The 12754-nt window shown below is 36.6% G+C and carries 17 protein-coding genes; 8 read left to right on the top strand and 9 right to left on the bottom strand.

Annotated elements, in window-relative coordinates; all coding sequences use genetic code 11:
• Positions 1 to 3: 3 nt before the first annotated feature.
• On the bottom strand, positions 4 to 657 hold the full coding sequence (gene modB, locus BKO01S_RS02685; protein WP_066049517.1) for a molybdate ABC transporter permease subunit: 654 nt from the start codon (positions 655 to 657) through the stop codon (positions 4 to 6).
• A gap of 4 nt (positions 658 to 661) precedes the next feature.
• Entirely contained in the window at positions 662 to 1432 is a 771-nt protein-coding gene (modA, locus tag BKO01S_RS02690) for a molybdate ABC transporter substrate-binding protein (RefSeq protein WP_066048225.1), read from the bottom strand.
• A 147-nt stretch (positions 1433 to 1579) separates the two neighbouring features.
• Here modA and BKO01S_RS23770 point away from each other — a divergent pair, with 147 nt between their 5' ends.
• Positions 1580 to 1711 (top strand): YuzL family protein, encoded by a 132-nt coding sequence (locus tag BKO01S_RS23770; RefSeq protein ID WP_084361913.1) that lies wholly within the window; start codon positions 1580 to 1582, stop codon positions 1709 to 1711.
• A gap of 28 nt (positions 1712 to 1739) precedes the next feature.
• Here the strand turns inward: BKO01S_RS23770 and BKO01S_RS02695 are convergent, their stop codons facing one another.
• On the bottom strand, positions 1740 to 3359 hold the full coding sequence (locus tag BKO01S_RS02695) for an ABC-F family ATP-binding cassette domain-containing protein (protein WP_066048228.1): 1620 nt from the start codon (positions 3357 to 3359) through the stop codon (positions 1740 to 1742).
• Between the two features lie 209 nt (positions 3360 to 3568).
• Here BKO01S_RS02695 and BKO01S_RS24950 point away from each other — a divergent pair, with 209 nt between their 5' ends.
• Positions 3569 to 3703 (top strand): hypothetical protein, encoded by a 135-nt coding sequence (locus tag BKO01S_RS24950; RefSeq protein WP_269748492.1) that lies wholly within the window; start codon positions 3569 to 3571, stop codon positions 3701 to 3703.
• A 30-nt stretch (positions 3704 to 3733) separates the two neighbouring features.
• Here BKO01S_RS24950 and BKO01S_RS02700 read toward each other — a convergent pair whose 3' ends face one another.
• Positions 3734 to 4336, bottom strand: coding sequence for an SCO family protein (locus tag BKO01S_RS02700; protein ID WP_066048231.1), 603 nt, complete (start codon positions 4334 to 4336; stop codon positions 3734 to 3736).
• 158 nt (positions 4337 to 4494) lie between these two features.
• Here BKO01S_RS02700 and BKO01S_RS23775 point away from each other — a divergent pair, with 158 nt between their 5' ends.
• Positions 4495 to 4596 (top strand): YjcZ family sporulation protein, encoded by a 102-nt coding sequence (locus BKO01S_RS23775; protein ID WP_084361914.1) that lies wholly within the window; start codon positions 4495 to 4497, stop codon positions 4594 to 4596.
• 43 nt (positions 4597 to 4639) lie between these two features.
• On the opposite strand, the gene BKO01S_RS02705 is transcribed toward BKO01S_RS23775, so the two are convergent.
• Together BKO01S_RS02705 and BKO01S_RS02710 are read right to left on the bottom strand one after the other, a co-directional pair.
• Positions 4640 to 6124: an aldehyde dehydrogenase family protein gene (locus tag BKO01S_RS02705; protein ID WP_066048234.1), complete on the bottom strand. Its 1485-nt coding sequence runs from the start codon at positions 6122 to 6124 to the stop codon at positions 4640 to 4642.
• Positions 6125 to 6304: 180 nt separating this feature from the next.
• On the bottom strand, positions 6305 to 7012 hold the full coding sequence (locus BKO01S_RS02710; protein WP_066048235.1) for a Crp/Fnr family transcriptional regulator: 708 nt from the start codon (positions 7010 to 7012) through the stop codon (positions 6305 to 6307).
• A gap of 352 nt (positions 7013 to 7364) precedes the next feature.
• Between BKO01S_RS02710 and BKO01S_RS02715 the strand changes: the two genes are divergently transcribed.
• The 5 genes from BKO01S_RS02715 to BKO01S_RS02725 all read left to right on the top strand — a co-directional run bounded on the left by BKO01S_RS02715 (position 7365) and on the right by BKO01S_RS02725 (position 9325).
• Positions 7365 to 8213 (top strand): formate/nitrite transporter family protein, encoded by an 849-nt coding sequence (locus tag BKO01S_RS02715; RefSeq protein ID WP_066048239.1) that lies wholly within the window; start codon positions 7365 to 7367, stop codon positions 8211 to 8213.
• 163 nt (positions 8214 to 8376) lie between these two features.
• Positions 8377 to 8649 carry a hypothetical protein gene (locus BKO01S_RS02720; protein ID WP_066048242.1) on the top strand — a complete coding sequence of 91 codons (273 nt, stop codon included), beginning with the start codon at positions 8377 to 8379 and terminating at the stop codon, positions 8647 to 8649.
• Between the two features lie 92 nt (positions 8650 to 8741).
• Positions 8742 to 8849 carry a YjcZ family sporulation protein gene (locus BKO01S_RS23780; protein WP_084361915.1) on the top strand — a complete coding sequence of 36 codons (108 nt, stop codon included), beginning with the start codon at positions 8742 to 8744 and terminating at the stop codon, positions 8847 to 8849.
• Positions 8850 to 8880: 31 nt separating this feature from the next.
• The gene (locus BKO01S_RS23785; RefSeq protein ID WP_084361916.1) at positions 8881 to 8997 is read left to right on the top strand and encodes a YjcZ family sporulation protein; all 117 of its coding nucleotides are present in this window, start codon (positions 8881 to 8883) and stop codon (positions 8995 to 8997) included.
• 46 nt (positions 8998 to 9043) lie between these two features.
• Positions 9044 to 9325 (top strand): cold-inducible protein YdjO-related protein, encoded by a 282-nt coding sequence (locus tag BKO01S_RS02725; RefSeq protein ID WP_232311143.1) that lies wholly within the window; start codon positions 9044 to 9046, stop codon positions 9323 to 9325.
• Between the two features lie 30 nt (positions 9326 to 9355).
• Here the strand turns inward: BKO01S_RS02725 and BKO01S_RS02730 are convergent, their stop codons facing one another.
• From BKO01S_RS02730 to yhfH, 3 genes are all read right to left on the bottom strand, one after another.
• Entirely contained in the window at positions 9356 to 9607 is a 252-nt protein-coding gene (locus BKO01S_RS02730) for a transcriptional regulator SplA domain-containing protein (RefSeq protein WP_066048247.1), read from the bottom strand.
• Positions 9608 to 10458: 851 nt separating this feature from the next.
• Positions 10459 to 12273 (bottom strand): oligoendopeptidase F, encoded by a 1815-nt coding sequence (gene pepF / locus BKO01S_RS02735; RefSeq protein ID WP_066048248.1) that lies wholly within the window; start codon positions 12271 to 12273, stop codon positions 10459 to 10461.
• Positions 12274 to 12413: 140 nt separating this feature from the next.
• Positions 12414 to 12551: a protein YhfH gene (yhfH, locus tag BKO01S_RS23790; RefSeq protein ID WP_084361917.1), complete on the bottom strand. Its 138-nt coding sequence runs from the start codon at positions 12549 to 12551 to the stop codon at positions 12414 to 12416.
• Between the last annotated feature and the right edge of the window lie 203 nt (positions 12552 to 12754).

Raw genomic sequence — 12754 nt, forward strand, 5'->3', positions numbered from 1 at the left:
TGGCTATTTTATTTGGCTAGATAGATAAAGCATCCCATAGGATAAAAGGATCATTAGAAGGACCCAGCCCCAAGCAAGACTACTATTACCTGACTCGAAGGCAACGTAGATGGCTGTAGGAAGGGTTTGTGTTTTTCCAGGAATGTTTCCTGCGAACATGAGTGTCGCTCCAAATTCCCCAAGAGCTCGGGCAAAAGCAAGAATCGAACCAGAAATGATTGCCTTTCTACTCAAAGGAAGAGCAATTAATAAAAACACCTCCCATTCTCCTGCACCGTCTACTCTTGCTGCATCCTCGATTTCACTATCTACAGTTAAAAATCCAGTTTTACATGACTGATACATAAGGGGGAAAGCAACAACAGTTGAAGCAATCACGGCTGCCCACCATGTAAACATAACGGGTTGCTTAAAAAGCTGTTCAATGAATTGTCCCACAGGGCTCGCCATACCAAAAATCATAATTAATAAAAACCCTACAACGGTAGGAGGGAGGACGATAGGTAAAAGGAGTGCTGTCTCAATAATGGTTTTTCCTTTAAAAGAAGATTGAAACATAATTCTGGAAACGAACACTCCAGTAATGATAACAAAAATTAGTGAAACTGAGGCAACTGTTAAGGAGAGCTGCACGGGTGACCAAAATTCTATATTCATAAAATCATTCCAATACATAAAATCCATATTTTTCAAACACTTGTTGAGCGGCAGGTGTTTGTAAAAATTCAAAAACGGATTTGCTTTTTTCGCTGTTGTTTGTATTTTCTAAGACTCCGTAATAATACATAATAGGAGAATGAAGAGACGAATCAATGTTCTCTGTAACTACTACTTTTTTGGATGTTTTGGCATCTGTTTTATAAACGATTCCAGCATTTACATTTTTTGTTTCTACATATGTAAGGACTTGGGAAACATCCTTTGTATATATTAGTTTTTCTTTAACCTGATTCCATAATTGTGCATTATGTAAAGCTTCCTTTGCATAGCTTCCAGCGGGTACCATTTCTGGTATTCCGATAGCAACCTTTTCTATTGTTTGATCCTTTAGTGTAGTAAGACTCAATTCAGCATGGTTTTCATTTTTCGGTGTGATTAAAACTAGGGAGTTACCTACTAACGGAGAGTGGTAATTGGAGAGAATTCGTTGTTTCTCCACTAACTCATCCATATGATCCTTTGATGCTGAAATAAAAAGATCAACAGGTGCTCCTTGAATAATTTGTTGCTTTAATGCTCCAGAACCACCAAAGTTAAATAGAAGCTCCACTTGATGATCTTGTTCGTATAACTGTTTAAGTTCAGTTAAGACATCTTTCATACTTGCTGCCGCTGAGATCGTTAATTGAATGCGTTCTTCCTTTTCTTGATTACAAGAGCTTAGCAAGCTAACTAAGAATAAAATTAGGATGGCAATGGTTATTTTTCTCACTTGTAAAAAGCCTCCAACGTATTGTACATACAAAAAATTATAGCGGAATTTATGGTGTTGTGACAGTAACAATTATAAAAAGTTTATCTGATGGCCTGGATAAAAACCTTTAAAGTTAAAGAAAATAACAGAGGAGGTGTTGTAATTATGTCAAAAGTAAAAAAAGATCCATCTACCATTGGGTTAAATTCCCCGCAAGTAGAAGGACAAGGAACGACAGAAAATGAAATGACAGGGACCCAAAAAGATAGTGCAAGACGCAAGACAAAAAGACATTAAAAGAGAGCCAATTGGCTCTCTTTAGACTTTATTTATACATTTCTTCAACTTGCTTTTGGATTTCACTATTTTCTAAATACTCATCGTAACTCATTTGCTTATCAACGATACCGTTTGGTGTAATCTCGATAATTCTGTTTGCAATCGTTTGAATGAACTGATGGTCATGTGATGCAAACATAAGTGCACCTTTAAAGTTAATTAACCCATTATTTACTGCAGTAATTGATTCTAAGTCTAAGTGGTTTGTTGGCTCATCCAATAGAAGGACGTTCGCGCCACTTAGCATCATTTTGGATAACATACAACGGACCTTTTCTCCTCCGGAAAGAACGCTAGCCTTCTTTAATACTTCTTCTCCAGAGAACAACATTCTTCCTAAGAAGCCACGAAGGAAGCTTTCACTTTGATCAGCAGGGGAGAACTGTCGTAACCAATCTACCAGGTTAAGCTCACTACCTTCAAAGTAAGAAGTGTTGTCTTTTGGGAAATACGCCTGAGAGGTAGTGACACCCCATTTAAACGTCCCACTGTCAGCTTCCATTTCACCTGTCAAAATCTTAAATAAGGTTGTTTTAGCAAGTTCATTTGCTCCAACAAGTGCAATTTTATCTTCCTTATTCATGACGAAGCTAACATTGTTTAAAACTTTTTCTCCGTCGATTGTTTTTGTTATTCCTTCCACACGTAACAGGTCGTTTCCAATTTCTCTTTCAGGAGTAAAACCAACATACGGATATTTTCTAGAGGATGGACGAATGTCATCCAAAGAAATTTTATCAAGTAATTTTTTTCTTGATGTTGCTTGCTTTGATTTAGAGGCGTTAGCGCTAAATCTCGCGATAAATGCTTGAAGTTCTTTGATCTTTTCTTCTTTTTTCTTATTTTGGTCCTGAGCCATTCTCTGTGCCAACTGGCTTGACTCATACCAGAAGTCATAGTTTCCAACATAGATTTGGATTTTCGAAAAGTCTAAGTCCGCAATATGCGTACATACTTTATTAAGGAAATGTCTGTCATGGGATACAACAATAACGGTATTTTCAAAGTTAATTAGAAATTCTTCTAACCATTGGATTGCTTTTATGTCTAAGTGGTTCGTCGGCTCATCAAGTAGAAGAACATCTGGCTTACCAAATAGAGCTTGAGCAAGTAGTACCTTTACTTTATCAGACCCTGAGATATCTGCCATCTTTTTGGTGTGAAGGTCTTCAGTAATTCCAAGCCCTTTCAATAAAATGGCAGCTTCTGATTCGGCTTCCCAACCATTTAGCTCCGCGAATTCTCCTTCAAGCTCAGCAGCTTTCATTCCGTCTTCATCTGTAAAGTCCGCTTTCATATAAATTGCGTCTTTTTCTTGCATGACTTCATATAGACGCTTATGGCCCATGATTACTACTTTCATTACTTCTTCTTCTTCGAATTCATAGTGGTTTTGCTTTAAAACTGCCAATCTTTCTCCAGGTCCAAGGGAAACTTGACCGGTTTGTGACTCTATTTCACCAGATAGGATTTTTAAAAATGTTGATTTTCCTGCACCATTTGCCCCAATTAATCCGTAGCAATTACCAGGTGTGAATTTAATATTTACATCTTCAAATAGTTTACGGTCACCATATCGTAGGCTTACGTCTGTTACTGTAATCATTTCTTTTCCTCCAAACAAAATAAACAATAATTTTCATTATAACACTTTTTTATGGTTGTTCGCATGAAAATCTATATCATCATCATTGCCAAAAAAATCAACCTTAAATAAAAGTTTTATTTTCATAGAAAAAAATGATAAAATTTCATATTTTTTTCATATTTATCATGTACAATAAAGTTAATCAGATCGGAAAAGGAGTCTTTAATATGGCTAAAAAACAATTAATAGACTTAGTTAATCGGTTAAAAGGATCAGGAATTAAGGTAAGCTTTTCAAAACCTCGGCCCCAATCCATGCTTCTACTACAGCAACAAGCAAAATTATCTTCTACACCAAATTAATAAAACGAGCGGCAATGGATGCCGCTCGTTTTATTGTATTTCCTTCATTATTTTATTAAATACATCTTCTCGGTTAAAATCTTCACCCATAGGAAATTTTTTTATAAATTTATTGTTTTCATCTACTAGAAAAACGAAAGTAGAATGGACATAGAATCCATCACCAGGATCTCTGTATTGAAACTGAAAGGTATTAGCTAGGCGTTCAATATCCTTTTGATCTTCTTTAATATTATCGGGATCACCTGTTAAAAAATACCAGTTACCGTCGTCTATAATATCAAAATGAGACATATGGCTTTTCATTACTTCGGGTGTGTCACGATAGGAATCAATACTAACGCTTAGAAATTGAATCTTATCTCCAAATACCCCTTTCTCTTCAAGCTCCTTTTTCAATTGATTCATTTTTAAGGTTGTTGTTGGACAGATATCAGGACAGTGAGTATACATAAATTCAACAAGTTTAACCTTCTTCTCGGTCTTACTAAAATCAAAGCTTTCGTTGTTCATTGTCGTTAAAACGATATCGTTAGGTATGGTTGCATTTGCATCACGAACTAAAAAAAAGGATATTCCCGCTGTTATTCCAACGATGATAATAATTGAACAAATCATATATATTTTCTTCATGAACATTCCCCCTGTACTAAAGATAATGAATCTTGAGGGAAAATCCTATGGACATATTGTGAACATATTTAATTGAGGAGAATTAGGGCATTTATCTATACCGATGAGGCTCTAGGTGAATAGGATAGGGTGAATAAGACATAGAGGAGGGTATATAAATGAGTGGTTATTATGGCGGAGGCTTCGCTTTAATTGTTGTATTGTTTATCTTGCTAATCGTTGTTGGGGCAGGATTCTTCGGCGGAGGCTATGGTTACTAAAATTTAAAATACCAAAGCGAGAGGGGAGACCCTCTCGCTTTTCTTAATTCATCCCAATCCAAACACTCTTTACTTCCGTATAGTTACTTAGGGCGTAGGATCCCATTTCACGCCCAAGCCCAGACTGCTTATACCCACCGAATGGGGATGCCGCATCAAATGCGTTGTAGCAGTTCACCCATACCGTCCCTGCACGTAAATTGTTTGCCACGTAGTGAGCTTGAGCTACATCTCGTGTCCATAATCCAGCTGCTAAGCCATATTCACTTTGATTAGCTCGTGCGATGAGTTCATCTAAGTCTTCATATGGAAGTGCCGAGATAACGGGGCCAAATATTTCTTCCTTAGCGATCGTCATCTGGTCGTTAACATTTGCAAAAATAGTTGGTGACACAAAATATCCTTGCTCATATGGACTATTTCCACCAACTAATAGCTCGGCTCCTTCGTCAATACCTTTTTCAATATAGCCAAGAACACGTTTTTGCTGTGTACTTGAAACAAGAGGTCCAATTTCCGTGTCAGAGTGTAGACCTGCCCCTTGTTTTATATTCTTCGCATGACTCACCATATCGGCAACAACATTATCAAATTGCTTCTTCTGAATGAATACCCTAGATCCGGCACAGCATACTTGACCTTGGTTAAACATAACCCCATTTAGTGCACCAGGAATCGCTTTAGAAAGATCAGCATCTGGTAGTAAGATGTTAGGAGATTTGCCACCTAACTCAAGGGTTACTCTCTTTAAGGTTTTAGCTGCTCTCTCCATAATCATCTTCCCGATTTCAGTTGAACCGGTGAAAGCAATTTTATCAACCTGTGGATGATCAACAAGTGGTTGACCTGCTGTTTCACCGAATCCAGGAATGATATTGACAACGCCCGGAGGGAAACCAGCTTCTTGAATTAACTCAGCTAAGTATAGTGCAGAAAGAGGTGTTTGCTCAGCTGGTTTTAGAACGACTGTACATCCTGTCGCTAGCGCAGCACCTAGTTTCCACATTGCCATGAGCAGAGGAAAGTTCCAAGGGATAATTTGTCCAACAACACCAACCGCTTCGTGCCGAGTATAGTTAAAATATGGACCATTAACCGGAATGGTTTGCCCAACAATTTTCGTTGCCCAGCCAGCATAATATCTCATATGTTCAACAGCTAAAGGAATATCAGCATTCGTAGTCTCTCTAATTGGTTTGCCGTTGTCCAATGTCTCAAGTTGAGCTAGTTCAGCAGCATTTTCTTCCATTAAATCAGCAAGCTTATACATTAATCTACTTCTTTGTGCGCTACCCATTTTTGACCAAGGTCCTTCATCGAAAGCTTTTCTAGCTGCCTTCACAGCAAGATCCACATCTACTTCATTTGCTTCAAAAACAGTTGCAAGCACTTCACCAGTTGCAGGGTTATAGGTTTCGAAGGTCTTCTGGGTTTTACTCTCCACGAATTCTCCATTAATAAAGAGCTTCTTTTTACCTGATAGGAATTTTTCTACTTTTTCATGCAATTGAACAGTTAATTGGCTCATTGTTTCCCTCCCGCTATTAAATGGTTAAGTAGTATTTTCCAAAGTATGACAACGCTTACAACATTATACTATCATTTTAGAAAACTACTTTTCAATCATAAATATAGTGAATATTCCGATAATGTTTGACACGATTTTTCGACAAAAATAAAATAATCGCCTAATAATAGGCGATTTCAATTAGTCAATATTACAATATTCAATTGGGCAGTTCTCACAATCTATTTCTTTTTTTAAATAATCTAGGTCGTGGACAGTAATTATTTTTTTGCTAATAGAAATGATATGATTCTTCCTTAGTACAGTTAGCATTCTACTAACACTCTCTCTGGCCGTACCACAGAAATTAGCAAGATCTTGATTTGTTAATGGAACAGCTATTTCAATTCCATTTTCTCTTAGTACTCCATAGCTGTTACATAGCCGAATAAGAGTAGAATAGAGCGCACCTTTTTTTCCGTTTAATACTAAATCTCGAAACTTAGTAATGGTCTTTCGTATATGATCATTCATCCATCGAAGGAATTCAAAAGCCAATTGACTATTTTTAAAAAAGGCTTGTTCTAGATCTGCAATATTTATAGCAGCTGCTTCACCATTTTCTATTATTTTGGCATTAAAAATATATCTGGGATCCACTGTAAATAAGGTTAATTCTCCTACAATATCATGGTGCTTACAAAGCCTTAAACTTAGTTCATTACCTTCGGCGTTCATTTTAGATATTTGAACCTTACCTGATAGGATAATATACATTTCTTTTGCTTCTTGTCCTTCTTTAAACAGATAGCTTCCTTTTTTTATAGGTACAATTCGTTCAGCCGATTTTAATAATTCGCCAAGTTCGTAGGACAATTCTTCCTTATATTTTTGAATCACCGTGGGCATCCTCCTTTTAAGCACTGGCCATATATTTTATTTAAAAGAATGTTTGTTAGTGGGTCAATATAGTTTACTTCATAAAGAGTTAACATTTTGTGACAGAAATCACGTTCATTTAATAAACTTTTGTTGCAAAAGTGATATTTGTAACAGGAGGCGGAGGGGAGTTTTTAATGCTCTGATATTGGAAACTCTAGTTTGCAACATTTAAATGATGAAATAAGGAATTTGTAAACGCTTCATAAATAGTCACGAAGCGTTCAATAGTTTTTCTATTAACAAAAGCCAGAATGAGGGGTAAAATGACAGTAAATATTGTGATATTTTTCACATTTTGAAAAGAGAAAGGATCCTGAATATGTATATTGAGCTTACACCCATTGAGGAAGCGGCATTAAACGCCAAGAAGAAAAGAGATACTTGGATGTCATCTAAACTACATTACTTTATTAAAGCAATGCTTGCGGGGGTTTATATTGGTTTTGGAATCATGGTAGCTTACAAAACTGGGGAATTTTTCTATGATGCCGGATCACCCTCTGCTATGATGTTAGTCGCTATTTTCTTTGGGACGGCACTGGTAATGATTATTTACGGTGGGGCAGAGTTGTTTACTAGCAACACTATGACAATGACAATCGGAACCTTAAAAAAGCAAACGACCTGGTATGAGACGTTCCAAGTCTGGGTTGCCTGCTACTTTGGGAATTTAGTAGGTGCATTGTTTTTTTCTCTTCTAATAATGCTCTCAGGGTTATATTTATCTCCGGATAAATCTCAGCTTTTGATGGACGTTGCAAGTTATAAGATGCACGGACATACGATGGAAATCTTTTTTCGTGCCATTCTTTGTAATTGGCTTGTATGTTTAGCTATATGGTTACCAATGCATGTGAAGGGAGACACGGCAAAACTCCTTTTAACCATCTTACTTGTATTTGGTTTTGTTATATCTGGTTATGAACATAGTATTGCAAACATGGCTTTATTTGGGATTGCATTAATGGTTCCACATCCAGATACCATTACAATATGGTCAGCTATTCATAACATCGTTCCTGTAACCATTGGAAATTTAATTGGCGGAAGTATTTTTGTCGGTGCTTTCTATGTTTACCTAAACAAAAAGCCTGTTGTTCAAAATAAGAAAGTAATTGATAAAGAGGTTTCATTTTCAGTTTCAGAAAAGAAAGTAGCAAAAATGTAAGCGATTTGTAACGAGAAAACTTCTCGATCTCATTATTTGTGTACGAAAACTCCTTGACGATGATCAGGGAGTTTTTTGATGAATCTGCCCTGTGCGTCTGTACGATACGTTATACCTGGTGGTTACATAAGATAAATGTGTACAAACCATCGGAGGTGAGACAGTGTCTAATAAAAACTACTATGAAATGTGTCGTGGTGGTGTTGGAAGACCAGTAAGAATAACAACGAGAGACGGAAGAACCCATACTGGTATGATCCATCGAGTTACTAATTCAAGGGTATATTTACAACCATTTGGCCAAGGGAATAGAAGGAATTACGGAGGATTTGCATATCCATGGGGAAGAAGAGGTTATGGCTATGGTGGTTTTGCAGCCGGTATAGCTATTGGAGCAATTGTCGGACTTGCTTTCCTACCATTCTTTTTCTGGTAAGTTGGTGTAATTAAATTAATTAGTAAAAACGCCCATACAAGACAACCTTAGCCCACATATACTGCCCTTAGATGTCATGGGAGGTGGAAGTAATGAGCGCAGAAGCTGGATTCGGCTACGGTGGTGGATTTGCTTTAATCGTCGTGTTATTCATCCTATTGATTATTGTGGGAGCAGCATATGTAGGATGGGGATATTAAATAGTCATTTATATAAAAGGGGTTGAAAGGTATGGGTTTTAACTACGGATATGGTTACGGTGGATTCGGTAGTACTGGATACAGCGGATTCATTTTAATCGTTGTATTATTCATATTACTAATCATCGTAGGGGCTTCTTGGTTATAAAATAAAAAATAACAACCTGCTCTACTAATGGGCAGGTTGTTTGTTTTTGGATATAAAGGAAAAAATACTTTTAAAATATAATAAATTGTACATACTAAATAAAAAGAACGAAAGAATCTCTAGAATGGGGGCAATTGCTATGTTCTTTAACAGAAAAGCTCAAGAAGAAAAACCGGAAGATATTTTAATGGATATTGAAGTGTATACATGTGCTGATAATGATTGCATTGGTTGGATGAGAAAAGACTTTGCAAGCTCCGATTTAAAATGCCCTTTATGTGGGCATGACACAACAATGGAAGTAAGAGAGTTACCCAAAATCAATTAGTAATGGAAGCAAGGCAATAGCCTTGCTTCTTTATTGTGTATCCGGATTGAAGTAATGATCGTTAAATGCTTGTTCCGCGGCGGCTTCAGAAGCATAAAGGGCATCGTCATCTTCAATTACATGAAAGGTCTCATTTAAAAATAAGGCGACTGCTTCGGGATTATGAGGATGTTGTACGATTTCAGCAGCTCTTATATTAGATACAGTCGGAGTATGCGGGTTATTGTATATTACAAATACCTCATCACCTACTTTGACCTCTTTTGGATTGATCATCTCCATATCATGATCACCTCCTTTAGTTGATGAGCATATACATATCGTTCTCATTGAGTTCAAGTGTTATTCTTTTATCAAGTATGAAAACGTTCACATAACTCTCACAGTTTTAGTGAGTATTCCTTATTTATGGTGATATAATAAGGGTGTAAAGAAAAACAAGTCAATAAAAGAAAGGAGTTAACATTTTAGGAGACTCAACCATATAGTGTTCGTTCCGTTTGAAAGTGTATCGAGAACGAGTAAACTATAATGTCAACACATGATAAATGAAGCGGTAATTTAGAAAGGTAAAATGTATAATCCCTATTTTTAAATCACTACTTACTAAGTAAATAGTTACTTTCTAAGTAGAAAAGACCAGAAGCCAATATCTCATTTCAAGTATTGTATCTATCCAGTGTGATGTAATAATTGAACATAATAGTACAAGAAAATGTAAATGGGAATGAAGCCAACGCCTTGGGTTAAAAAATAGACCAAAAACGGAAATTTTGGTAATTGGAAATGACAACTTCCTTTAATGAATTGAAAATAAAGCTTCTATCATGTGAAAATGAGTTACAATTAAAACTAAATAGGTCTGTTTGTTATTCGGAAGGAATACCTTCTCACTTCGTGAAGAAAGTGAGGCCATCCAACGTATCCTAATACGGAACAAACACACATCAGCAAAGTTTTAAATAAGCTTAACCTTGTTATTGGAAGTAGAAAATAACTAAACCGGAAGCAAAGCTGGTGAAAAATGGTTGGGTCCCCTAAGATGTTGACTTTCTCTCTAGTTTAACTAGAGAGTTTTTTTATTTATCTAAAAAAAGCACAGACTACGTAAAAGCGTAATCTGTGCTCATTATTTATTGATAGCTTGCCTCTAACTCATCTATTAATGAACCTACATAGTTTACGGCTTTCTCAATAGGAGCTGGTGTTGACATGTCAATTCCCGCATGTTTTAGAAGGTCTAGTGGACGCATGGTCCCACCAGCTTTTAATACCTCAAGCCAACGGTCAACAGCTGGCTGTCCTTCTTCTTTTATTAACTGAGCCATAGCAGTTGAAGCAGTTAATCCTGCTGAGTAGGTATATGGGTATAGGCCCATATAGTAATGAGGCTGTCTCATCCATGTTAGACTAGCACCTTCGTCTATTTCCACGGTATCACCCCAAAAGTTAGTTAGAACATCTGCTTTTTGTTCGCAAAGCGTTTTTGCTGTTAATGGGATCCCACTCTCTGCTAATTGGTACACTCTTCTTTGGAATTGGCCTTCGAGTAAATGTGTAACAAAATTATGATAATAAGTCCCTAAGAGTTGTAACACTACCCAGCGCTTCATTTGAGTATCACTAGTTTGAGATAGCAAGTAATCTCCAAGAAGCATCTCATTCATAGTAGATGGTGCTTCAATAAAGTACATGGATGGGCGAGTACCCATAATTCGCTGGTGTTTATTAGCTAAATAAAAATGTCCCGCGTGTCCAAGCTCATGTGCTAGAACAAAAGCACCTCTCATCGTATCTGTCCAAGTAATTAAGATATATGGATGGGAGCCGTAAGGACTAGAGCAGAAAGCACCTGTTGATTTTCCTATATTGTCAGCTAAGTCCACCCATCGTTCTGATAACCCTTTTTGCATAATACTGCTGTATTCGGGGCCCATTATTTTTAAAGCATCCATAATTACCTGACTTGCTTCCTCATAAGTGGTAGATGGATTGAACGAAGGATCAAGAGGGGCCTTTAAGTCACAAAACTTCATCGTTTCAAGTCCAAGCACACGTTTTTTTAATAGGGCAAATCTTCTCATATGTGGAGCTAGCTCCCTTTGGATGACATCAAGTTGGTTTTCGTAAGTTGTTTTCTCCACTTTTTGTCCATGTAACAGCATGTCTGTAACCGTGTCATACCCTCTAAGCTTTGACAAGGCCACTTGTTTTTTTACTTCTGTTGCATACACGGCTGCATATGTGTTTTTGTATTGTTGCAACGTTGTCACAAATGAATGATATGCATTTGTTCTAATTACTGGATCAGGTGAAAATTCATAGCGATCCTCATAAAGTGCAAAGCTATTTGGTAATTCATTTCCATCATCATCTAGGAAAGAAGAAAAGGTCATATCAGCTGATTTACTTGTTTGATAAATTTGATAAGGTGCTCCTTGTACTTCCCCTAGTGCCGCAAGCACTTGTTCAGTTTCGGGGGATAAACGATACTTTTTGGTCTCTAGTAAGTCATCTAACATATTTTGAAAAGGGAGGAGATTAGGTTGTTCATTTATATATTGAGAAAGGGTAGTTTCGTTTAGAGTCAATAATTCGGAATCGATAAAAGATAATGTTGAATTTACTTTTGACAGTAACGAGGATAACTTTCCAATATTCGCCTGGTTATTTGGGTTAGTTCCATCTTCTGATTGCTTTAAGGAGGCATAAGTAGAAACCTTGATCACCTTAAGTGTGAGCTTCTCTCGCTCCTCCAAGCAATCTAAGAGTGTGGAGGAGTTTTCTGTTACTTTTCCTTTAAAGGTTTGGAAAGTTAAAAGATCTTGTTCCACTGTCCTTAGGTCTTCTCCCCATTTCTCTTCCGACTCAAATAAATCACGCAAATCCCATGTTAAATGCTCGGGTACCTCTTTTCGCGAATATCTTTTTTCAGATGTTTTTTCCATCCTCTTTCCTCCTTAATTATTTATTTCGCATTCCTAAGTATATACAGTAATATTATATATGATTTTGGGTGACTTTTCTAAATATTTTAATAAATTAACACAAATAAACGGTGAGGTTTTTAACCACACCGCCGTTCTTACTACTCTTCCATTTTTTTTGAGAGACATCTGTCGCATTCCATCAAATACGATTCTGCTTGTTCTTTAACGGTTTGCCCACACTCAGGGCAAACCTTTTTAGGTAAAGTACGGAAAAACTCAATTGGACTTGTTAACATTATTCTTCCTCCTTATATAATACAGTTTGTATTGTTAATACCTTGTTATAGTACAGTATACACGAGGTTTTTTAAAAAGTGTAGGTTTTTTTATAAAAAATCAAAATATTCTTTTAATAAAACGAAGTCGGATATATTATCATTTTTTGTGAAAAAACAAAAGATAATAATGTGACGAAAAACAAAACTTTTTCTTTTATTAA

The sequence above is a fragment of the Robertmurraya korlensis NBRC 107688 genome (assembly GCF_001591645.1).
Lineage (GTDB): Bacteria > Bacillota > Bacilli > Bacillales > Cytobacillaceae > Robertmurraya_A.

Coding starts and splice junctions, on each gene's coding strand:
- BKO01S_RS02710 (WP_066048235.1), bottom strand. CDS start 7,012: ATGCCCACGGTGATTCAAAAATATAAGGAAGAATTGTCCTACGAACTT.
- BKO01S_RS23785 (WP_084361916.1), top strand. CDS start 8,881: ATGGGTTTTAACTACGGATATGGTTACGGTGGATTCGGTAGTACTGGA.
- pepF (WP_066048248.1), bottom strand. CDS start 12,273: ATGGAAAAAACATCTGAAAAAAGATATTCGCGAAAAGAGGTACCCGAG.
- BKO01S_RS23775 (WP_084361914.1), top strand. CDS start 4,495: ATGAGTGGTTATTATGGCGGAGGCTTCGCTTTAATTGTTGTATTGTTT.
- BKO01S_RS02705 (WP_066048234.1), bottom strand. CDS start 6,124: ATGAGCCAATTAACTGTTCAATTGCATGAAAAAGTAGAAAAATTCCTA.
- BKO01S_RS23780 (WP_084361915.1), top strand. CDS start 8,742: ATGAGCGCAGAAGCTGGATTCGGCTACGGTGGTGGATTTGCTTTAATC.
- BKO01S_RS02695 (WP_066048228.1), bottom strand. CDS start 3,359: ATGATTACAGTAACAGACGTAAGCCTACGATATGGTGACCGTAAACTA.
- modB (WP_066049517.1), bottom strand. CDS start 657: ATGAATATAGAATTTTGGTCACCCGTGCAGCTCTCCTTAACAGTTGCC.
- BKO01S_RS24950 (WP_269748492.1), top strand. CDS start 3,569: ATGGCTAAAAAACAATTAATAGACTTAGTTAATCGGTTAAAAGGATCA.
- yhfH (WP_084361917.1), bottom strand. CDS start 12,551: ATGTTAACAAGTCCAATTGAGTTTTTCCGTACTTTACCTAAAAAGGTT.
- BKO01S_RS02715 (WP_066048239.1), top strand. CDS start 7,365: ATGTATATTGAGCTTACACCCATTGAGGAAGCGGCATTAAACGCCAAG.
- BKO01S_RS23770 (WP_084361913.1), top strand. CDS start 1,580: ATGTCAAAAGTAAAAAAAGATCCATCTACCATTGGGTTAAATTCCCCG.
- BKO01S_RS02700 (WP_066048231.1), bottom strand. CDS start 4,336: ATGAAGAAAATATATATGATTTGTTCAATTATTATCATCGTTGGAATA.
- BKO01S_RS02730 (WP_066048247.1), bottom strand. CDS start 9,607: ATGGAGATGATCAATCCAAAAGAGGTCAAAGTAGGTGATGAGGTATTT.